We start from the raw sequence: 20040 nt of genomic DNA on the forward strand, positions 1-20040 counted from the left end.
AGGCGTCGCACGGCGCCTGCATCATCGCACGAGTGTGAACTTTGGCAACTTTGGCAACGTCCGGGTAACGTCTGACGGCTCAGCGTTGGGCCTTCAGTTCCGCTTCGAATGCCTTTTGCGCGGCCGTCACCCGGCGGGGCAGTTCGCCGGGGTCGACAAAGGCCATGGCATCGCCGGCCGCGAGCTTTCTGCGCTTCGCCTTCAGGTCGAACTGCTCGGCGTGGAAGCTCAGGAAGATGTCGGCATGCATTGCCCGCAACTTGGCGAAACTGTTGCGGAAATCGTCCGGCGCGCGGTCATAGCCATGGCCGGGCGTCAAAGGCTGGTCGGCGACGCTGAGGCTGCAGGCGAACAACACCGTCAGCGGCTTGCCGCCCGAGCGGACCTGCGTCGAAAAGCTGGTGCACCCCTTGGTATGCCCGGGGGTCAGGTGCGCGACGATCGCGGTGGTGCCGATGCGGACCGTCTCGCCGTCGGCCAAGGTGCCGTCGACGGCCACGGGTGGCGCGCTCGACAGGTCGGGTCGATAATCGGGATGCCCGGTTTCGAGTGCGGGAATTTCGGCGGCGGCCGCCAGAAGCCGGGCGCCCGTTCGCCGCTTGAGCTCGGCCAGCCCGCCCGAATGGTCCCAATGGGCGTGGTTGATCAGCAGGATCTTCACGTCCTTCAGTCGAAAGCCGAGCTTTTCGATGTTGGCGGCGATCAACGGGGCGCTCTCGGCCATCCCGCCATCGATCAGGATATGGCCCTGCGGGCTGGTGATCAGATAGGCCGAAATGCCCGCGGTGCCGACATAGTGGATATTGCCGATGATCCGGAACGGCGCGGTCGGCCGATTCCACTCGGCGCGGACCCGGGCCCAGTCGGCCTGTTGTGCCGATGCGGCCGGCGCGGCGAATGCGGCCAGCAGCGCGGCAGCGGCATGGGAAAGGTTCACGGTCGACTCGCTCTGCTTTGCTCGAACCGCGGCTTGACGGTCGGCGGATGGATCCAGGGATGCGCCGTATCCGATCTGACCGTCCGGACGCCAGCGGTCCGTAGGTTGATCGCGACTCCGCCGCTGCGTTCGAGCGCCGGTCGATCGAGTTTCTGCCACCGTGGCTTGCATGGTGGCGGAAGGCGGCGGTCGCTGACGACGATGTCACTGGCTGCGCACAGCCGGATCAGTTGCGGCCAGTCGATCGCATAGCTGCTGCGCGTCGCCGCGATTCGCCAGCGCCGCCCGCCCGCACGATGCTCGACGATGCAGGCGTCGGCACTGCAGCGCGCCTCGGGGCGCTCGGTCATCAGTTGCAGATGCTCGGGCTCGACGCCGCCATTTTCGCCCAGCGTCGCCCGCGTGAAATCGCCGGCCCGGTCGCGAAGCAGCGCCCATGCGCCGTCGGGCATCCGGATGGCCAGATGACGTCCGTCACCCGTCACCAATAGGTCGGGCGACGGGCTGGCGAGGCCCCAGGCGGCGCCCAGCGTGAACGGCACCAGTCCGGCGAATCGGAGCCCGGTGCGCCACAAGCCGATCCAGAGGCCGCCGAACACCATCAGCACAAAGGCACCGGCCGGCATCGCCGGCAGCGTCGCCAGCGCTCCCGGTGCAGATGCGGCGGTGTGGGCGAGTGCAAGAAGCAGCGCAAGCGCCTTGCTCACCAGCCACCACAGCGGCGCGCCGAGCCCGACCAGATCGAGAAACAGGGCCAGCGCCTCGGCCGGCATCACCACGAAGGTCGTCAGCGGGATCGCCACGATATTTGCCAGCGCGCCGTACAGGCCCGCCTTGTGGAAATGGAACAGCGCGATCGGCATCAGGGCAAGCTCGACGACAATGCCTGTAAGCAGCAGCGATGCGGCACCGCGCAGAAGCCGCACCGCCCTGCCCTCCTCCCGGCGCTCGAACCAGCGGCGCATGCGGGGCGACTCGTGCAGCACCACGATGGCGGTGACCGCCGCGAAACTGAGCTGGAAGCTGGGGCCGATCAGTGCCTCCGGCCAGAACAGCAGCACAACCGTCGCGCCGGCGGCGACAAGGCGCAGCGTTAGCGCCTCGCGGCCCAGAGCGATCGCCAGCAGGACCAGCAGCGCCGCGATGCAAGAGCGGATCGTGGGCACCTGCGCGCCAGTGAGCCAGGTATAGCCGATCGCCGCCAGCGCGCCCGCGCCCGCCGCGACAAGCGGGAGCCGCCAGCGGAGCGCCAGCGTCGGGCTGAGGGCGAGCAGCTTCAGCACGATCATCATGGCGGCGCCGGTCACCGCCGTCACATGAAGGCCGCTCACCGACAAAAGGTGCGCGAGCCCCGATCGTCGCATTGCTTCCGCATCGGGTTCGGCAATGGCGCCGCGGTCGCCGGTCGCAAGCGCGCTGGCGATGCCGCCCGCGCTGCCCGAAACCTGATGCTGGATATGCTCGGACAGCCGGGCGCGCAGCGGGGGCTTGCCGCTTGAACCCCCGTCGAGCCGCTTGACCGGCCCGATCGCGCGTCCGGTCGCACCGAGGCCCACGAACCACGCCGCCCGCGCAAAGTCATAGCCGCCGGGCACCGCCGCCGCCGCCGGCGGCATCAGCCGCGCCCTGACCGACAGTCTGGCGCCGATCTCCAGCGGCTGCGGAACTTCCTTCGTCGGCACGTTGACCCGCACCCGGGGCGGCAGATCCGGCCGCGCCTCGGGCGCAAGGACGATTCGCCAGATGTCGCGTGCCGGCAGCGCCTCGATGGCGTAGACGCGCCCCTCGAACGACACGACCGACGGCCGTGCGAGCACCGGCGCCGCCACGATTTCCGCGCGCCACCACATCAGCGCGCATCCGCTCGCGACGGCAGCACCCCCGACCAAGAGCATCCGGCCGCTGCGGCCGGGCATGGTCAGCCCGAGTGCCGCGACGCTCATCGCGCACAGGATCAGGCCGCACCATTGATAAGGCCCGGCCAGTCCGAACCAGCCCGCGACTCCAGCACCCAGCGCAACCGGCAGCCAGAGCACGAGCTGGCTTCGCTCCGCCTCCAAAAGCTGCTCGGCCTTCCGCCGAAGCGCCGCAAATGCCCGAAATGCCCCTATTTGAAGGGGGCGTGGGTGCGTGCTAGGGGCGGGAAAGGCATTGCCCATCGTCACAACAGTCTGGGAGCACGCGCGCTTGAGCGCAACAACCGAAGTCGGCGGAAACTCGCCGGTCGTCACCCGTTTTGCACCGTCGCCGACGGGCTTTCTACACATCGGCGGCGCTCGCACCGCGTTGTTCAACCTGCTCTTCGCCCGCCATCATGGCGGCAAGTTCCTGCTGCGCATCGAGGATACCGATCGCGCGCGATCGACCCAGCCGGCGATCGACGCCATCCTCGATGGCATGCGCTGGCTGGGGCTGGACTGGGACGGTGACGCCGTCTTCCAGTTCGCGCGGGCCGACCGCCATGCCGATGTCGCGCGGGCGATGATCGAAAAGGGCGCGGCCTATCGCTGCTATCTGACGCAGGACGAACTTGCTCAGATGCGCGCCGAGGCCGAAGCCGCGAAGAAGCCGCTGCGTATCCGCTCGCCCTGGCGCGACCGCACCGATGGCGATCCGGCCGCCCCGCATGTCGTCCGCCTGAAGGCGCCGGCCGAGGGCGCAACCACTATTCGCGACCTGGTCCAGGGCGACGTCACCGTCCAGAATGCCGAGATCGACGATCTCGTGCTGCTGCGATCCGACGGCACGCCGACCTATATGCTCGCCGTCGTCGTCGACGACAATGATATGGGCGTCACCCATGTGATCCGTGGCGACGATCACCTGAACAACGCATTCCGCCAGTTGCCGATCTACAAGGCGATGGGTTGGGCCGAGCCGCAATATGCCCACATTCCCCTGATTCACGGCGCGGATGGCGCCAAGCTGTCGAAGCGCCACGGTGCGCTCGGCGTCGATGCCTATCGGGACGAACTGGGCCTGCTGCCCGAAGCAGTGTCGAACTATCTGCTCCGCCTCGGCTGGGGACATGGCGACGACGAGATCATCAGCCGCGAACAGGCGATCGAATGGTTCGATCTCGCGGGTGTCGGCAAATCGCCTTCGCGCTTCGATCTCAAGAAGCTGGAAAATCTCAACGGCCATTACATTCGTGAGGCCGACGACGCCCGCCTCGCCGACCTCGTCGCCGCGCGTCTCGGCTTCGAAACCACCGATTCGCAGCGTGACCTTCTGCGTCGCAGCATGGCCGCACTAAAGCCGCGCGCCAAGAATCTCCTCGAACTCGTCGACGGCGCGGGTTTCCTTTTTCGCACTCGCCCACTGGAATTGGACGAAGCCGCAAACGCTCTGCTAGAGGGCGACGCGCGGGCGCTGCTGGCGCAGGTGCACGGCGCGCTTGACGCGAGCGTCACCTGGGATACGGAGGCGCTCGAAGCGGCGGTGCGAACCGTCGCGGACGAAGCGGGCGTGAAGCTCGGCAACCTGGCACAGCCGCTCCGCGCGGCGCTGACCGGGCGCCGGACTTCCCCGGGCATTTTCGACGTCCTGGTGCTGCTGGGCCGCGAAGAAAGTCTGGCCCGTATCGCAGATCAGGTTCGCGCGACCGTCTAGAATGGGTCGAAGGAAAGGACGACGTACATGAGCGACAACGCCAAGCTGCAGATTTCCGGCAAGGAGGTTGAATATCCGATCCTGAAGGGCAGCACCGGCCCCGACGTCGTCGATATCCGCAAGCTCTATGCCCAGACCGGCGCGTTCACCTATGATCCGGGCTTCACCTCGACGGCGAGCTGCGAATCCGGGCTGACCTTCATCGATGGCGACCAGGGCGTCCTACTCCATCGCGGTTATCCGATCGGCCAGCTCGCCGAGGAATCGAGCTTCATGGAGGTGGCGTATCTGCTGCTGAACGGCGAACTGCCGACGCAGGCGGAATACGACAAGTTCACCTACACCATCACGCGCCACACCATGCTGCACGAGCAACTGGCGACCTTCTATCGCGGCTTCCGTCGCGATGCGCATCCGATGGCGGTGATGTGCGGCGTCGCCGGCGCGCTTTCGGCCTTCTACCACGACTCGACCGATATCACCGACCCGCAGCAGCGCATGATCGCGTCGCACCGCCTGATCGCCAAGATGCCGACGATCGCGGCGATGGCGTACAAGTACAGTGTCGGCCAGCCGTTCCTCTATCCGAAGAACGACCTGAGCTACACCGGCAACTTCCTGCGCATGACCTTCGGCGTTCCCGCCGAGGAATATGAAGTGAACCCGGTGGTGGAGAAGGCGCTCGACCGCATCTTCATCCTCCATGCCGATCACGAGCAGAACGCCTCGACCTCGACCGTGCGCCTCGCCGGTTCGTCGGGCGCCAATCCGTTCGCCTGCATCGCGGCCGGCATTGCCTGCCTGTGGGGCCCGGCGCATGGCGGCGCGAACGAAGCCGCGCTCAACATGCTACACGAGATCGGCCGTCCGGAGCGCATCCCCGAGTTCATCGCCCGCGCGAAGGACAAGAACGATCCGTTCCGCCTGATGGGCTTCGGTCACCGCGTGTACAAGAATTATGATCCGCGCGCGACCGTGATGCAGAAGACCGTGCGCGAAGTGTTCGCTGCGCTCAACGTGTCGGACCCCGTGTTCGAAGTGGCACTGCAGCTCGAGGAAATGGCGCTCAAGGACGATTACTTCGTCGAGAAGAAGCTGTTCCCGAACGTCGACTTCTATTCGGGCGTGATTCTGTCGGCGATCGGTTTCCCGACGACGATGTTCACCGCGCTGTTCGCCCTCGCCCGCACCGTCGGCTGGGTCGCGCAGTGGAACGAGATGATCTCGGATCCCGAGCAGAAGATCGGCCGTCCGCGTCAGCTCTACACCGGCCCGACGCAGCGCGACTACGTGCCCGTTAGCCAGCGCTGATCTTCCCAGCAGGACGAAAAGCCGGCGCCCCTTGGCGGGGGCGCCGGTTCTCGTTTGAACACAGCCAGCCGCGTTCGCAGCCTTGCCGCCGTGGCGGGGTCACCGCCTCATTCGCATCGCCGCGTTGAAACCTTCAAGCTGCGCAGTGCATCGACCGTGCAGCCGCGATGCGCGGGTTCAGACGAAGCGCACCCGCGTCAGACGCTGCCGACGCAGCGCGCCACCCATGAAGCCGAACCCGCCGAGCATCAGCGCCCAGGACGCCGGCTCTGGAACCGGGCCGGCTGCGGAGCCGCCGATCACGCGGAACGAGAGGTCCAGGTCACTTTGCGCACCATAGACGCCGGTGTTGAGATAGCCCCCGCTATAGCTGTCACCGGTGACGTAGATGCCCATCAGCGGCGAGCTTGTGGAAACCGCGGCCGTATAGACCTGGCCCACGCCCAGCGTGATGCCGCTGAAGTCCGTATCGGTAAACCCGTATAGATTGACGAGATCAAAGGTTCGCGACGCCAGCAGCGTGCCGCCGGTCCCCGCACCTTCGTACAAGGCAAGGGTGATCGGCGTGTTGGAATAGCCGGAGTTCATCACGGTATAGTTGAAGCCGATGCTCTGCAGGTTCGCGTCGATCGCCGTGAAGGTCTGGGCCAACGGGCTGTAATATGCGATCTGGTAATAGTCGATGATGGCGCCGTCGTTGACGATCGGGTCGGCCAAAGCAGGTGCGGCGATGATCGCTGCCAGCGCGAACGCTGACGTCTTGATGCATTTCATGAGACATCCCCCAATGTTCACCGTGGACCGGTGTCGACTTGCATATGCGGCAGCGATTCATATTTCGTCAACTATTTCAGACAGTTGCAGAATCTAGCAGATAAGGACTATGCCAAATCTGGCCAACTCATGCACGAGATCTTGGGTCGACGACGAGCTCGCCTGACCGGGCGGGACCAGTTGCAGTGATACGCCGTTCCTTTCCTTGCGCTGCTTTTCGCCGCCGCCGCGGCCTCCAGCGCGACTGCTCTTCGACCGAGGTTCGCCTGTCGATAGAGCTCGGCCGGTTGGGGGGTGGCTCAAGCCCGCGCTTTGCGGTTATGCTGGGACCAGGAGGATGCTGCATGGCTAGATTACTGGCGCTGGTCGCCCTGTTGACGATGGGCTCGGCCCCGTCCGATCCGCATCTGCCCGCCCCCACCTATGACAGCGTGGCGCCCGTGCTTCCCGATGGGCTCGACGGTGCCGTCCTGATCGTCTCGAAGACCAATGGCTGGCGGCATATCGAGCATATCCCCCACTCCAACGTCGTGCTGGCGGACATCGCGAAAGGCCTTGGCCGCGCCAGTTTCGTCACCGAGAATGCGGCGGTGTTCAACGATGCTCAGTTGCGCCACTTCTCGGTGGTCGTGCTCAACAGCGCGAGCGGCGACTTCATGACCGAGGACCAGCGGGCGGCCTTCCAGCGTTTCGTGGCACGCGGCGGCGGCGTGGTGGCCTTGCATGCGGCCGGCGACAACAGCCACACCAACGCCTGGTACAAGGATACGCTGATCGGAACGACCTTCATCGGTCATCCCGGCGGCGCGGATCATCTGCAACCTGCAAAGGTCGTCGTCGATCAGCCGGCGCACCCGGTGATGGCCGGTGTCAGCCAGTCCTGGGCACCGGTGGACGAATGGTATTCGTTCGACGCCACGCCCGCCGCGCGCGGCATGACCGTTCTGGCGCGGGTCGACGAGGCCAGTTACCGCCCCGGCGAAAAGCTGACGATGGGCGATCATCCGGTGATCTGGACCAACCCTGCGGCGAAGGGGCATGTCGTCTATTCGGCGCTGGGCCACACGCCCGAAGCCTATGACGATCCGGTCTATCGCAGGATCCTGACCAACGCGATCCGCTGGGCTGCGCAGTAGCGCATCGTCGCGGCGGCTTGGGCCTCGGCTGCCCTCAAAGGCTGCTGCTCGCCTCGTTGAGCAGCGTCGATATCGCATTGATGAGTTGCGCTGGCGCAAAAGGCTTCTGCACGAGCAGGCTCTTCGGCACGCCCTGCGACGACCAGTCGTCGGCGCTCTCCGCGGTCATATAGACGACCGGCAGCATGGGGTTCAGCGCCCGCGCGCTGCGCGCCACTTCCCAGCCATCGGCACCGTCGCCAAGGCGGATATCGGTGACGAGGCCGACGATGCGATCTGATTCGGCTTCGAGCAGTTTTAGCGCGTCTTCGCCGCTCGTCGCATCGATGACCTCAAATCCCCCGTCCTCTAGGATGTCCTGGGCATTGATCAGCAGCATCGGTTCGTCCTCGACGAGGAGAACAAGGACGGCGTTTGTCATATCCTGTGGCCTTCCGTGCCGGTGATCGCCCCCTCTCCTGCGAGCGGTGTCCCCTGCTGTATCGAACTATACCGAACGGATGCGATCCGCGTCAGTACGAAATAGCCCGGATAAACTGCTTATCCATCAGCGGTTTGCGCTGGGCATCTCACCAAGTCGAAGCTATCGCCTGATGCGGCAATATGGCCCAAGGTGCAGTCGACGCGCAGATTGCACCGGAGCGGGACCGGGCGATGCACGGCGGGTCATGCCCGCAGCGGCAACAGAAACACGAAACGGGCTCCCATGCCTGGCGCGCTGTCGACGATCAGGTCGCCGCCCATCGCGCGGGCGAGGCGGCGGGCGATGTAGAGGCCGAGTCCGCTGCCGCCCGGTTCGGTGGGATCGACCCGTCCGAATTTCTCGAAGATCCGCGCCTGATCCTCGATCGCGATGCCCTTGCCCTGATCGGCAACGATCACGCATCCCATCGCGCCTTCCCGCTCCAGCCGAATCCACACCATGCCGCCGCGCGGCGAATAGCGCACGGCGTTGCCAATCAGATTGACGAGCACTTGGAGCGCCCGGCGAAACTCGCCGGCGACGGGCAGCATCTCGTCGGCGCCGGGCCGATCGATCCGAACCTCGGCCTGGCCTGCGCGAACCGAAAGCAGACCGGCGGCGCGGCGGGCGACATCGGCGAGGTCGATCGCCTCGCGCAGTGTGGCAAAATCGGTGCGTTCGAGCGCCTGCAGGTCGACCAGATCCTCGACCAGCGCCAGCAGATGACGGCCAGCCCCGGCGATGTCGGCAGCGTATTCGGCATAGTCGTCGCGGATCGGCCCTTCGGTGCGGGCGCTGATCGAATCGGCATTGGCGATGATCTTGGCGAGCGGACCGCGGAGCGCCCGGTCGAGCCGCTTGCTGAACGAGGGCGGAAAGCTGCCGGGACCAGCAGATGGCGGCGGCGCGAGCGGCGGCGTTGCCTCGGCATCGAGCATGTGCGCCGCACCGACAAATCCGGCGAACCGCCCCAGCGGATCGCTGCGCGGCGATGCGTCCAGCCGGACCATCCGGCCGGTCCCGCGCAGCTCGGCCCTTTGCCCGTCGAAGCGGGCCTGGGCAGCAACGGCGCTGAGGATCGGCATCTCGCCCTTTTCGTCCTGCGCGAGGGCAAACAGGCAGGTCAGCGGCCGGCCCAGCATTGCGCGCGTGTCGAAGCCGTAGCGGGCACCAGCCTCGATCGACAGGAAGGTGATGCGGAGCGACGCGTCGGTTTCCCACAGCCAGTCGCCCGACGCGCGGAAGAAGTCCCCGTCGCGTTCGGCCTCATCGGCTGGACGCCAGGCGGGGCGCGATCGCCAGCCGCTGACCTCGATCCGAACGCCGCCCTGATCGGGGCCGGCGCGGACCCACAGGTCGATATCGTCCTCGCCATCGGCGACGACGACGTTGCGCGAGATGGTAATGCCGAGCCGCTGGGCGAGCCGCGCAATGGCGGCGATCGAGGGAATGGCGAGCGGACCGCCGATCGATCCGCCCGCACGGGTGTTGAGGTCGAGCAGGCGAGGCTCGGCATCGACCAGCCGACCGGCCGTATCGAGCCGGGCGATTGCAAGCGGGACGATGGGATCGAGCACCGTCATGCCGCCCCGGATGTGGCAGATCGGGCGAGTGCGATGCGGGCAGCGCGATATTCGGGGTCGAGCCGCGCCAGTGCCAGCACCGGCGCCGCTTGCCGTGCCGATAGTGGCTCGATCGCATCGAGCATATCGGCCAGTGCGTCGAGCGTGCGGCGAGGATCGGCTTCGCACAGGGCATTGCCGATCTGCGCCTTGCCCTCGCGCGACAGGCCGAGCGCGTGCAGCGCAAGCATCAGCCGTTCGGGCGCGGGATCGAGCACCATTGCGCGGGCCCTGGCATAATCAAGCGACGCGGCATGGGCGAGCAACGCGGTGAACAGGACGATGCGGCGATCGTGCAGCGCCTCGACCAGCAGCGCCTGCCTTTCGTCAGGTCGGGGCGCCGCCGCCTCGGCAAAGCGCATCGCTGCCGCTTCGAGGTCGCCGGTGGCCAGTTCACGCTCGTCGGCCGCGAGTTGACGAACCGCCTCGCAAAGCCGCTGGTCGAGCTCGGCATCGACGGGGGTGTCGGCGCGCGCGCGCATCGCCGCCGCAACGCGCCAGGCGAGGCAGGCAAAGGCTGCGGGCGAGAGCCCGTCACGTCCCATTTCGGGACTGCGTCGGCGGCTCTCGGCCAGCATCAGCTCACGCGCGGCGTCGGCGACGGCAAGGTCCGGGTGTTGGGCGAATCGACTGATCAGGCTCGGGCGATAGGGATCGAGCGGCGCGTGCGTGGCGAGCGCATCGCCCAGCTGGTCAAGCCGCAACCGGGCGAGCAGTTCGTCGATCAGCGCCGGATCGGCAAGCAGGCCTGATGCCCGCAACATCGGCAGCGTGCCGCCCAGTCCACGATAGCCATAGGGGCCCAGAAGCCGCAGAATCGCTTGCTCGATCTCGTCGACGAGGCGCTGGAGGTGGCGCTGGATGCCGGTGCGGGTGCGGTCGTCGAGCCGGGCGTCGTCGGCCAGTGCGATGTCGGCCGCCACTGCCTTCCGGTGAGCGCGGGCGCGCGTCTCCATCGCCACGGCACGCGCCAGCAGCTCGTCTGCGCCGACGGACGAGCCGTCGCGCATGTCGACTGTGTTGACCGACATGAAACCCGAGGTAGCGTCTTGTGATTAAGACGAGCCTAAGGCTTTTGGCGCGTTGCCTCAATCGCCGCCGCCAGCGTGGCAAGGGCATAGACCGTCACCGCTCCCAGCCCGAAAACGGCGTGCCCGGCAAGCGCGAACGGCGCGAACAGGATCAGTTGTGCCGACGGGCTCGCCCACCAGCGCCTCGGTCGCGCGGGCACCCGCTCGATCAGCACTTGGAACGCGACTGCGCTGCCGGCAATCACCAGCGCCGTCGCCGTGGCGACGGCGAGATGCTCGCGCCACCCGCTCGCCAGAATCAGCAGGACGAACAGTGCCAGAACCCCCAGTTCGATCCGCCGCGCGCGTCGTTCTTCGCCGCGAAGTGCGGCATGCCCGACGCCGATGGCCAGCACCGCCGTCGCAAACAGCGCGACGATCGCACCCACCCCCAGCCACCCCGCAACGGCCGCCCCGACCGCGCCGAGCCCGAGCACGCCCCCCAGCGCCACCGGCGCCCAGCCGGTCACATCGCGTGCGACCAGTTCGGGCAGCGCGAGCCGGGCGGCGCGCGAGAATACCCAGCGGTCCGCCCAATCGTCCCGGCGCTCGCTGAGCGCCGCCAGCACCCCGGTGTTGCGCAGCGCAAGCCCTTCGGCATTGCGCTCCACCGAATGGCTGCCGCGCAGCCAGCGCGGATCGATCGGTACATGCTCCGCTCCCGATTGCGCCGCCACCCGCAACAGCGCCGACTGGAAATCGTAATCGTCGGGCATCTGCGCGATCTGGCCGAGCTGGGCAGTGCTGATCCGCGCGACGCCGCCCCAGCAATGGTGCATGTCCAGCCGCTCGATCGCAGCCGGCGACTCCGCATCGTCGGTGACGAGCAGCGCCTCGTGCGGTTCGCCGGCGATCTGGTCGATCACGGGATCGACCGTCACCAGCCCGTCGGCCATCACCAGCACTTGCGCGTCGGCCGCCACCTTTTCGGCGGCCTCCTCGGCCGAGCGAACGATCTGGACGTCGATGTCGAGTCGTGCCGTCCGCTCCACCGCGGCCAGCAACGGCGGCGTCACGCGTCCAACCGCAACCATCACCTGTGCCGCGCCAACGCCGGCCAGCAAGCGGATCTGATATTCGAGCAGCGTCATGCCGCCAAAGGGCAGCGTCGCAACGAGCGTTCCCGGCCGGTCCTCGGCCTCCTCGATGGCAAAGATCAGCCCGGCAAGCATCGGCGTGGCGTTAAGCATAAGCGGCGCGCGGCGCAATCAGTAGCGCAGGTGCGGGCGCCGGATCTCGCGCCAGGCCGTCTCGTCCAGGGACGCCAGCGCCTCCAGGTCTCCTGGCACAGCGGCGGCATCGTCGACCCATTCACGAAGCCCGGGACCGCCGTTGATGACGTCGATCGCCAGCCGATCGAACACATATTCATAAGGAAAGTCGCGCCACAGCGCATAGTCCGGCATCAATGAGCGGATCGCCTTGAACGCCAGCGCCTGCACGCGCCATGGCCGGAATGCCGAATGGTCGTATCCCGGCCCCTCGGCATGGATGAACACCCCCGAACAAAGCGCGCCGACATGCTTGTGGAAAGTGGGCTGGAACCACATGTCGCGCAGCCGGCAGCCGACGATCCAATCCGGCGCAAGCCGATGCATCTCGGCGATCACTGCCCGCGCATCGATGTCCGGCGCGCCGAACAGTTCCAGCGGCCGTGTCGTCCCCCGCCCCTCCGAGAGCGTCGTGCCTTCCAGCATCACCGTGCCGGCATAGGCGCGCGCCATGTTGACGTTGGCGGCATTGGGGCTCGGATTGATCCAGGGGCGCTCGGGCGGCCAGCCGAACCCCGGCGCGGCATCGGGCGCCCAGCCGGCCATCTCGATCACGCGATAGTCGACGTCGAGCCGATAATGATCGATGAACAAATGGCCGAGTTCGCCGAGCGTCATGCCATGCCGCATCGGCATCGGCCCCGCGCCGACGAAGCTCTCCCATCCGGGCAGCAAGGTCGTCCCTTCGATGGGGCGCCCGGCCGGATTGGGGCGATCTAGCACCCAGACCGACTTGCCGTGCGCCGCCGCCGCTTCGAGCACATAGAGCAGCGTCGTGACGAAGGTGTAGATCCGGCACCCGACATCCTGGAGATCGACCAGCATCACGTCGAACGTGCCCATCGACTGGCCCGTCGGTCGCCGGACCTCGCCATAAAGGCTGAATACCGGCACGTCATATTGGGGATCGGTGAAGTCGGGCGACTCCATCATATTGTCCTGGAGGTCGCCCCGCACGCCATGCTGCGGCCCGAACACCGCCGAGATGTTGACGCCGGCCGCGACCAGCGCATCGAGCGAGTGCGTCAGGTCCGCAGTGACCGACGCGGGATGCGCGAGCAGCGCAACGCGCTTGCCCTCCAGCGGTTGGCGGAGCGCCGGATCGGCGAGAAGGCGATCGATTCCGAATAGCATGAGGATCAGTGTGCTGGCGGCAGTTCGAGCACAAAGCAATCGGGATCATGGAAATCGGGCACGTCGCCGCCGTGGCGCAGCGCCCAGAAGGATCGCGTGCCGCATCGTTCCTCGATCACGGCAGTGATGCCCAGGCGGCGCGCATCGGGCGGGATTTGCGGCAACGCGACCGACACGATCGTCTCCGCATCGCCCTCGACGAGGCGAATCGTCGGTGCATCGATACCATCCAACGGCGCTATGCCGTCGCGCCGGGCCGCGAAACGATAGGCCGCCCAGGCACCCGACGGCGCGAAATTATATTCGGCATAGCGTTCGCCCGGCTGGCCGACGAACAATTCCATACAGGTGGTGCGCCAAAGCCCGTCGGTGCGAACGGCTGGCACGGAGGCTGGCAGCAGCAGCACGCCGCGTTCGGCTGAGACCCGATAGACAAGGTTCAGCCCCCCGCCCTGCCGCTCGATCGCGCAGGTCACGGAGGATACGGCCTCAGGCGGGCTAGCCGGGTGCGAGAGCAACAGACAGTTCATCGTGTGGCCCTAGCGCGAAATGCCGGCCGTCGTTAGCAGGAACGCGTTTACACCGCCGCCGATGCCGCTAGCCTGATCCGCTGGTGGAGGGGAAACGATGGCGATCAAAACGTTGATGCGCGTTTGCGAGATCGCGGTCGCTGTAGCGCTTGGCTGTTTCCTGACCACCGGCGCCTCGGCACAAGGCGGGCCCCCCCCAGGCCAACTCATATTCGGATGCGGGACGAGACAGGCGGTTGAGGCACATGCAACCGCACAGCTAGCGAGGATGGTCGACGACCCCGTCGATCGCGAGCGACAGTTGAAGGCTGCACGCGCTGCCATCCAGGAAGCGAACAAGTTGCGACAGGCGGTGCTCGCAGGCTCGTCGGGCGAAGCGCCGTACCAGGAAGCCGGCCGCTTGGCTGCGCTGTCTGTTGCTGCGTCGTCACGCGATCTCTCGGAACTCTTTATGCGGGCGGCGAAGGACCAGTTTACGCGCTCACATTTCGACGCTGCGCTGCACCGAACCAGCTGGGCTTCCAATCTGCCGGACGGTGCGCTGGCCTATGCCTATTATGTGATCGCATCTGACGGTTCCGGCCTCGATGAGGCCAATAGTCGCTGGCTGAGGGCGCAGCTCGACCAGCATGGCTGGTTCCTGATCAGCCGCTATGGTGCGGACGCGGACTTCGCTGCCTGGCTGCTCGTGCAGCATGCCGACGCGGATCCGTCGTTTCAGGCGCATGTGCTGAACCTGTTGGCACCCCTCGTTCCCCTGAAGGAAACCCACGCGCTAAACTATGCCTATCTGTTCGATCGCGTCGCCGTAAACAGCGGCCGGCCGCAACGCTATGGAACACAGGGCCGCTGCGCAACCTCGGGCAAATGGGAACCGAGGTCGGTCGAAGCGCCGGAGCAGCTTGACGAACGCCGGGCGGCGGTCGGGCTGGAGCCAGAGGCGGTCTATGCGGCCCGCTTCCTCTGCCGCCCGGCGTCTCCGCCGTTGGCCGCGGACGGCTATCACTAAAGTCAAGCAACTGACGCCGGGGACGGCGCGATCATCCTAAGGCTGGCGAGCCTCCGGGAGCGCTTTGCGCGGTAGGCCGTTGGGGGAAGACGCACAATTGAAAGGATTTGCATGCTTCGCTCGATGCTGATCGGCCTCACCGCAGGGGCTCGTTCGATGACGCCGCTCGCGCTTGTCACCAATGCCGCGCGCACCGGCACGCTGCCCGACGACAATGGTGCCCCGCGCTGGCTCGGGCATCCCTTGTTCTCGCTCGGCGCGATGGCGCTCGCCTTCTATGAATTTGCCGGCGACAAACAGAAGAGCGCGCCCGATCGGATCATTCCGCCGGCCATTCTGGTGCGCAGCATGAATGCGGCATTCGCGGGAATGGCGCTATCGCCGAAGCGCGATCGACTGCCCAATGCGGCGGTGGCGGGCGCCACGGCGATCCTCGCCTCCTATGCCACCTTCGCGCTGCGGATGCTCGCGATGCGCCGACACGGCCAGGCATCGACGGGCGCGGTCGAGGACGCGTTGGTGCTTGCCGGCGCGATCGCTGCCGCGCGGGCGCCGATCCCGACGATACCGGCGCCGACCCGCGCGATTTCCGAACCGGCCTGACGGCCTTCACCTTCCTGATGACGTGCGCCGTCGCATTGGCTATGCGGCGCGCACCATGACCGACTACAGCTCCGATCTGCTCCGCCTGCTCGCCTCGCGCGGGTACATCCATCAGGTGACCGACGTCGAGGGCCTCGACGCGCTCGCCGCCAAGCAGATCGTGCCCGGCTATATCGGCTTCGACCCCACCGCGCCGTCGCTGCATGTCGGCCATCTCGTCTCCATCATGATGCTGCGTCAGTTGCAGCGTGCCGGCCACAAGCCGATCGTGCTGATGGGCGGCGGCACCGGCAAGGTGGGCGATCCCAGCTTCAAGGACGAAGCGCGCAAGCTGCTGGACCATGACACGATCGGCAGCAACATCGCGTCGATCAAGCGCGTGTTCGAGCGCTTCTTGACCTTTGGCGACGGCCCGACGGACGCTGTCCTGCTCGATAATGCCGAGTGGCTCGACAAGCTCGAATATATCCCGTTCCTGCGCGACATTGGTCAGCATTTCTCGGTCAACCGGATGTTAAGCTTTGATTCGGTCAAGCTGCGGCTTGATCGCGAACAATCGCTGAGCTTCCTCGAATTCAACTATATGATCCTGCAGGCCTATGACTTCTTGGAGCTGTCTCGGCGGGCCGGCTGCCGACTCCAGATGGGCGGATCGGACCAGTGGGGCAACATCGTCAACGGCGTCGAGCTCGCCCGCAGGGTGGAGGGGACGCAGGTGTTCGGGCTGACGACGCCGCTGCTCACCAATGCCGACGGCACGAAGATGGGCAAGACGGTCGGCGGAGCGGTGTGGCTGAACGAGAATCAATTGCCACATTATGACTACTGGCAGTTCTGGCGAAACACGGACGATCGCGACGTCGGTACGCGGCTGAGGCTGTTTACCGACCTTCCGCTCGACGAGATCGCCCGTCTGGAAGCGCTGGAAGGCGCCGAGATCAACGAGGCGAAGAAGATCCTCGCCAACGAGGCGACGGCGCTCTGCCGCGGCTGCGACGCTGCCGAGGAGGCCGCCGAAACTGCCCGCAAGACCTTCGAGGAAGGAAGTGCCGGCGGTGCGCTGCCGACCCTGCCGGTGGCAGGAAGCATCTCCGTGGTCGACGCGCTGATCGGCCTTGGCTTCTGCGCCTCCAAGGGCGAGGCACGCCGGCTCATCAAGGGCGGCGGCGCGCGGGTCGAGGGCGAAAAGATCGAGGATGAAGGCGCCACAATCTCGGTTTCAGCCGACGTCCGCCTGTCAGCCGGCAAAAAGCATCACGGGCTGTTGACGCCGGCGGCGTAATCGAACGTTAAGCAGCTTCATTGGCGGGTCATTCAGACGCGCCGATTATCATTCACGCTGTACCTCCAGTGATTTACGAGGCGCGTGTGGGTCTGGGCTACGGTAATCTGGCGTTCGCCGACAATCGGCTGATCGACCGCGACGAGGTCCATTACCGCGCGCGAGCCTTTGGGCCTGATGCGCGGCAGCTGACCTTTCTGGTGGTCAACATCTCGCCGCACGGGCTGATGGCGCGCTGCGAAGGCGTGTTCGAGCCCGGCGACCGGCTGCGCGTGCAACTGCCCAAGGTCGGCGTCATCGCCGCGGAAGTGCGCTGGTCGCTGGGTGGTCGGCTGGGCTGTCAGTTCGATCCGGCGATCGATCTCGCCAGCTATTACGAACTGCTGGCACTGATCATCCGCGCCTAACCCGCGCGGAGCAGGCCGACCGCACCATCGCGTTCGAACAGATAGAGGGCAACCCGCGCCGCCTGTCCCCGGGCGCCGCTGAGCCCGCCGTCGCGATCGACAAGCAGGCGGGCATCGCCATTGGCGGCGGGCAGCAGGCCGCCGAGCATCTCCGGTGCGGCAAGGCGGAACTGCATGTCGCCCGATTGGCGCGTGCCGAGCAGTTCGCCGGCGCCGCGCAGGCGCAGATCCTCTTCGGCGATACGAAACCCGTCATTACTCTCGCGCATCAGCGCCAGCCGCGCCCGCGCGGTTTCGCTCAGATGCTTGCCGCGCAGCAGCACGCAGACCGAACGTCCACCGCCGCGCCCCACCCGGCCGCGGAGTTGGTGAAGCTGGGCAAGACCGAAGCGATCGGCATGTTCGATCACGATCAGCGTCGCGTTCGGCACGTCGACGCCGACTTCGATCACCGTCGTCGCGACCAGCACGCCAAGTTCGCCCGCCGCGAACCGCGCCATCACCGCGTCCTTCTCCGGCCCCTTCATCCGGCCGTGGATCAGTCCGACCTTGTCGCCGAATTGCGCCTGAAGCTCGGCAGCACGCGCCTCGGCGGCGGCGAGGTCGCTCTTCTCGCTTTCCTCGACCAGCGGGCACACCCAATAGGCCTGGCCGCCCGCCGCCAGATGACGCCCGAGCCCGCCGACGACTTCGCCCAAGCGTTCCTCGGCGATCACGCTCGTTTCGATCGGCTGGCGCCCCGGCGGCATCTCGTCAAGCCGACTCACGTCCATCTCGCCATATTGGGCCAGCGTCAGCGTGCGGGGAATCGGCGTGGCGGTCATCACCATCAGGTGCGGCGGACGCTCCGCCTTGGCCTGCAGCATCATCCGCTGGGCGACGCCGAAGCGATGCTGCTCGTCCACGACCACCAGCCCCAAGTCGCGATAGGTGACACCCTGCTGGAAGATGGCATGGGTGCCGACCAGAATGTCGATCGACCCGTCGGCCAGCCCCATCAGCGTCGCCTCGCGCGCGCGGCCCTTGTCGCGCCCGGTAAGGATCGCGACGTTGACGCCGATCGCGCCGAGCATCCGCGACAGCGTCTCATAATGCTGCCGCGCCAGGATTTCGGTCGGCGCCAGCAATGCGCCCTGCGCGCCGGCTTCTGCGGCGATCAGCAGCGCCATGATCGCCACCAGCGTCTTGCCCGAACCGACATCGCCCTGAAGCAGGCGCAGCATCGGCTGGGTCTGCGCCATGTCGCCCTCGATCTCGGCGATCGTGCGGCTCTGGGCGCCGGTCGGGGCATAAGGCAGGTTCAGCCGCGCGCGCAGCCTGCCGTCGCCGGCGAGCGACCGCCCCCGCTTCGCCCGTGCCTCGCCGCGCACCAGCAGCAGCGCAAGCTGGTTGGCGAACACTTCGTCATAGGCCAGCCGCTCGCGCGCCTTGGCATCGGCCGGATCGGCATGGATGCGAACCAGGGCGTCGCGCCAGTCGGGCCAGTCGCGTTGCGCCTTCAGGCCCGGCTCGATCCATTCGGGCAGAACGGGCGCGCGCTCGATCGCCTGCGCCGCCAGCGTTGCGATGCGTTTGGAGGTGATGCCTTCCGAACAGGGATAGATCGCCTCGCGCCCGCCGGCCTCGCCGGCCTGGTCGAGCGGCAGGACATGGTCCGGGTGGACCATCTGCAGTTCCTGACCATAATGTTCGAGCTTGCCCGAGACCCAGCGGGGCTCGTTCAGCGGCAGCAGCTTCTTCGCCCAGCCCGAATTGCCGCCGAAATAGACCAGGCTGACGAAATTGCCATGCGCATCGACCGCCTGTACCCGCGCCGGCGAGCGCGGGCCGCCGCCGAAGCGGTACTGCACGGGAGTGAGCGTGATCGCGATCGTCCGGCCGGCATCGGCCATATCGAGTTCGTCGCGCAGCAGCCGATCGACGAAGCCGGTCGGCAAGTGGAAGGCGATATCAACGACGCGGGCCAGCCCCAGCCGCTCCATCGGCCGCGCCAGCGCCGGGCCGACGCCCTTCAGCGTGGTGACCTCGGCGAACAGCGGGTTGAGAAGCTCGGGACGCATTGCGCCGCCCTATCGCGCGGCGGCGCGGCTGACAAACCCGCTCAGGCGATCGCGACGTCGCTTGCCTGATCGGCCAGTGCCTCGTGGATCGCTGCCATCACTTCGGGTACCGAGGAGCCGATCACCACTTCATGGTCCTTGCCGAACGAAACAACGCCGAAATCCGCGCCCGCCATGTTGATCGTCGATACGGTGCGTACCGAGGCGATGTTGACGAGCATCGGCTCGCCATTGATCCCCTTCAACATCACGAAACGCAGCTTGCCGTTCATCAAATCACCCATACGACTCGATCCTCGCCCCCGATCCTCTCGAGGACCCACTTGAACAGAATTTCCTTAACAAGCCGCTTCCCCGGTCGTCTCGATTCCGGCACTGGCGTTTCGGGCGAGCACGACCTATTTGCGTCGCACCTGATTTCCGCCCGCCGGCAGCGCGCGCCGCGCCGCCGACCAATCGCTGCTGGAGCGCCCGATGGATCGTGAAACCCGCCTCAAGCGCCTGCGCTTTCGTTCATGGCATCGTGGCACCAAGGAAGCAGACCTGCTGATCGGCGGCTTTTTCGATCGGCATGGCGAAGGCTGGAGCGATGCGGAAATCGCACTGTTCGAAACGCTGCTCGAGGAACAGGATGTCGACATCATGGCATGGGCCATGGGAACCGGAACGCCGCCCGAACGCTTCCGCGGAACGATTTTGGACGCGCTCAAGACCCTGAATTACGTACCCATTTCCGAGTAAGCGGCACAGCCCCCTTCACCTTCCCACAGCTTCGGCGGCGGGCTTTTGTTCCCCATGTCAGACGGAGGGAGGCGCGAA

General features: G+C 66.6%; 19 protein-coding genes. 8 read left to right on the forward strand and 11 right to left on the reverse strand.

Going from position 1 to position 20040, the window contains the following annotated elements; translation table 11 throughout:
* Window positions 1–79: 79 nt before the first annotated feature.
* Together bla and ACX40Y_RS08355 are read right to left on the reverse strand one after the other, a co-directional pair.
* The gene (bla, locus tag ACX40Y_RS08350) at window positions 80–937 is read right to left on the reverse strand and encodes a subclass B3 metallo-beta-lactamase (protein ID WP_459119091.1); all 858 of its coding nucleotides are present in this window, start codon (window positions 935–937) and stop codon (window positions 80–82) included.
* Window positions 934–3096, reverse strand: coding sequence for a ComEC/Rec2 family competence protein (locus ACX40Y_RS08355; protein WP_459119092.1), 2163 nt, complete (start codon window positions 3094–3096; stop codon window positions 934–936). The genes bla and ACX40Y_RS08355 overlap by 4 nt, the downstream gene beginning before the upstream one ends.
* 28 nt (window positions 3097–3124) lie before the next feature.
* Here ACX40Y_RS08355 and gltX point away from each other — a divergent pair, with 28 nt between their 5' ends.
* Complete coding sequence (gltX, locus tag ACX40Y_RS08360) at window positions 3125–4549, forward strand: glutamate--tRNA ligase (RefSeq protein WP_459119093.1); 1425 nt, start codon at window positions 3125–3127, stop codon at window positions 4547–4549.
* 27 nt (window positions 4550–4576) lie between these two features.
* Complete coding sequence (locus tag ACX40Y_RS08365) at window positions 4577–5860, forward strand: citrate synthase (protein ID WP_459119094.1); 1284 nt, start codon at window positions 4577–4579, stop codon at window positions 5858–5860.
* 177 nt (window positions 5861–6037) lie between these two features.
* Here the strand turns inward: ACX40Y_RS08365 and ACX40Y_RS08370 are convergent, their stop codons facing one another.
* Window positions 6038–6634, reverse strand: coding sequence for a PEPxxWA-CTERM sorting domain-containing protein (locus tag ACX40Y_RS08370; protein WP_459119095.1), 597 nt, complete (start codon window positions 6632–6634; stop codon window positions 6038–6040).
* A 344-nt stretch (window positions 6635–6978) separates the two neighbouring features.
* On the opposite strand from ACX40Y_RS08370, the gene ACX40Y_RS08375 reads away from it, so the two are divergent.
* Window positions 6979–7770 carry a ThuA domain-containing protein gene (locus ACX40Y_RS08375; RefSeq protein ID WP_459119096.1) on the forward strand — a complete coding sequence of 264 codons (792 nt, stop codon included), beginning with the start codon at window positions 6979–6981 and terminating at the stop codon, window positions 7768–7770.
* Between the two features lie 34 nt (window positions 7771–7804).
* On the opposite strand, the gene ACX40Y_RS08380 is transcribed toward ACX40Y_RS08375, so the two are convergent.
* The 6 genes from ACX40Y_RS08380 to ACX40Y_RS08405 all read right to left on the reverse strand — a co-directional run bounded on the left by ACX40Y_RS08380 (window position 7805) and on the right by ACX40Y_RS08405 (window position 13806).
* Window positions 7805–8191: a response regulator gene (locus ACX40Y_RS08380; RefSeq protein ID WP_459119097.1), complete on the reverse strand. Its 387-nt coding sequence runs from the start codon at window positions 8189–8191 to the stop codon at window positions 7805–7807.
* A gap of 245 nt (window positions 8192–8436) precedes the next feature.
* Complete coding sequence (locus tag ACX40Y_RS08385) at window positions 8437–9816, reverse strand: PAS domain-containing sensor histidine kinase (protein ID WP_459119098.1); 1380 nt, start codon at window positions 9814–9816, stop codon at window positions 8437–8439.
* The gene (locus ACX40Y_RS08390) at window positions 9813–10886 is read right to left on the reverse strand and encodes a DUF2336 domain-containing protein (protein ID WP_459119099.1); all 1074 of its coding nucleotides are present in this window, start codon (window positions 10884–10886) and stop codon (window positions 9813–9815) included. The genes ACX40Y_RS08385 and ACX40Y_RS08390 overlap by 4 nt, the downstream gene beginning before the upstream one ends.
* A gap of 35 nt (window positions 10887–10921) precedes the next feature.
* Window positions 10922–12115 (reverse strand): hypothetical protein, encoded by a 1194-nt coding sequence (locus tag ACX40Y_RS08395; protein WP_459119100.1) that lies wholly within the window; start codon window positions 12113–12115, stop codon window positions 10922–10924.
* Between the two features lie 18 nt (window positions 12116–12133).
* Window positions 12134–13330 (reverse strand): exo-beta-N-acetylmuramidase NamZ family protein, encoded by a 1197-nt coding sequence (locus tag ACX40Y_RS08400; RefSeq protein WP_459119101.1) that lies wholly within the window; start codon window positions 13328–13330, stop codon window positions 12134–12136.
* A 5-nt stretch (window positions 13331–13335) separates the two neighbouring features.
* Window positions 13336–13806, reverse strand: coding sequence for a DOMON-like domain-containing protein (locus ACX40Y_RS08405; RefSeq protein ID WP_459119102.1), 471 nt, complete (start codon window positions 13804–13806; stop codon window positions 13336–13338).
* A 322-nt stretch (window positions 13807–14128) separates the two neighbouring features.
* Here ACX40Y_RS08405 and ACX40Y_RS08410 point away from each other — a divergent pair, with 322 nt between their 5' ends.
* From ACX40Y_RS08410 to ACX40Y_RS08425, 4 genes are all read left to right on the forward strand, one after another.
* Window positions 14129–14869 carry a DUF6624 domain-containing protein gene (locus ACX40Y_RS08410; protein WP_459119103.1) on the forward strand — a complete coding sequence of 247 codons (741 nt, stop codon included), beginning with the start codon at window positions 14129–14131 and terminating at the stop codon, window positions 14867–14869.
* Between the two features lie 111 nt (window positions 14870–14980).
* Window positions 14981–15472, forward strand: coding sequence for a DUF4126 domain-containing protein (locus tag ACX40Y_RS08415; RefSeq protein ID WP_459119104.1), 492 nt, complete (start codon window positions 14981–14983; stop codon window positions 15470–15472).
* Between the two features lie 55 nt (window positions 15473–15527).
* Window positions 15528–16754: a tyrosine--tRNA ligase gene (gene tyrS / locus ACX40Y_RS08420; protein WP_459119243.1), complete on the forward strand. Its 1227-nt coding sequence runs from the start codon at window positions 15528–15530 to the stop codon at window positions 16752–16754.
* A gap of 86 nt (window positions 16755–16840) precedes the next feature.
* Entirely contained in the window at window positions 16841–17161 is a 321-nt protein-coding gene (locus tag ACX40Y_RS08425) for a PilZ domain-containing protein (protein ID WP_459119105.1), read from the forward strand.
* On the opposite strand, the gene recG is transcribed toward ACX40Y_RS08425, so the two are convergent.
* Window positions 17158–19221: an ATP-dependent DNA helicase RecG gene (gene recG / locus ACX40Y_RS08430; RefSeq protein WP_459119106.1), complete on the reverse strand. Its 2064-nt coding sequence runs from the start codon at window positions 19219–19221 to the stop codon at window positions 17158–17160. The two genes, ACX40Y_RS08425 and recG, sit on opposite strands and share 4 nt — an antisense overlap.
* A 41-nt stretch (window positions 19222–19262) precedes the next feature.
* Entirely contained in the window at window positions 19263–19505 is a 243-nt protein-coding gene (locus tag ACX40Y_RS08435) for a hypothetical protein (RefSeq protein WP_459119107.1), read from the reverse strand.
* A 190-nt stretch (window positions 19506–19695) separates the two neighbouring features.
* Here ACX40Y_RS08435 and ACX40Y_RS08440 point away from each other — a divergent pair, with 190 nt between their 5' ends.
* Window positions 19696–19962, forward strand: coding sequence for an FAD assembly factor SdhE (locus tag ACX40Y_RS08440; RefSeq protein ID WP_459119108.1), 267 nt, complete (start codon window positions 19696–19698; stop codon window positions 19960–19962).
* Window positions 19963–20040 lie beyond the last annotated feature (78 nt).

It is taken from the genome of Sphingomonas sp. RS6, assembly GCF_054489705.1.

Bases quoted from the DNA above. Each gene is read 5' to 3' on its own strand.
- ACX40Y_RS08410 (WP_459119103.1), top strand. From the start codon at position 14,129: ATGGTCGACGACCCCGTCGATCGCGAGCGACAGTTGAAGGCTGCACGC.
- tyrS (WP_459119243.1), top strand. From the start codon at position 15,528: ATGACCGACTACAGCTCCGATCTGCTCCGCCTGCTCGCCTCGCGCGGG.
- ACX40Y_RS08355 (WP_459119092.1), bottom strand. From the start codon at position 3,096: ATGGGCAATGCCTTTCCCGCCCCTAGCACGCACCCACGCCCCCTTCAA.
- recG (WP_459119106.1), bottom strand. From the start codon at position 19,221: ATGCGTCCCGAGCTTCTCAACCCGCTGTTCGCCGAGGTCACCACGCTG.
- ACX40Y_RS08400 (WP_459119101.1), bottom strand. From the start codon at position 13,330: ATGCTATTCGGAATCGATCGCCTTCTCGCCGATCCGGCGCTCCGCCAA.
- ACX40Y_RS08390 (WP_459119099.1), bottom strand. From the start codon at position 10,886: ATGTCGGTCAACACAGTCGACATGCGCGACGGCTCGTCCGTCGGCGCA.
- ACX40Y_RS08435 (WP_459119107.1), bottom strand. From the start codon at position 19,505: ATGGGTGATTTGATGAACGGCAAGCTGCGTTTCGTGATGTTGAAGGGG.
- ACX40Y_RS08395 (WP_459119100.1), bottom strand. From the start codon at position 12,115: ATGCTTAACGCCACGCCGATGCTTGCCGGGCTGATCTTTGCCATCGAG.
- ACX40Y_RS08385 (WP_459119098.1), bottom strand. From the start codon at position 9,816: ATGACGGTGCTCGATCCCATCGTCCCGCTTGCAATCGCCCGGCTCGAT.
- ACX40Y_RS08370 (WP_459119095.1), bottom strand. From the start codon at position 6,634: ATGAAATGCATCAAGACGTCAGCGTTCGCGCTGGCAGCGATCATCGCC.
- ACX40Y_RS08375 (WP_459119096.1), top strand. From the start codon at position 6,979: ATGGCTAGATTACTGGCGCTGGTCGCCCTGTTGACGATGGGCTCGGCC.
- ACX40Y_RS08415 (WP_459119104.1), top strand. From the start codon at position 14,981: ATGCTTCGCTCGATGCTGATCGGCCTCACCGCAGGGGCTCGTTCGATG.
- ACX40Y_RS08380 (WP_459119097.1), bottom strand. From the start codon at position 8,191: ATGACAAACGCCGTCCTTGTTCTCCTCGTCGAGGACGAACCGATGCTG.
- ACX40Y_RS08440 (WP_459119108.1), top strand. From the start codon at position 19,696: ATGGATCGTGAAACCCGCCTCAAGCGCCTGCGCTTTCGTTCATGGCAT.
- ACX40Y_RS08365 (WP_459119094.1), top strand. From the start codon at position 4,577: ATGAGCGACAACGCCAAGCTGCAGATTTCCGGCAAGGAGGTTGAATAT.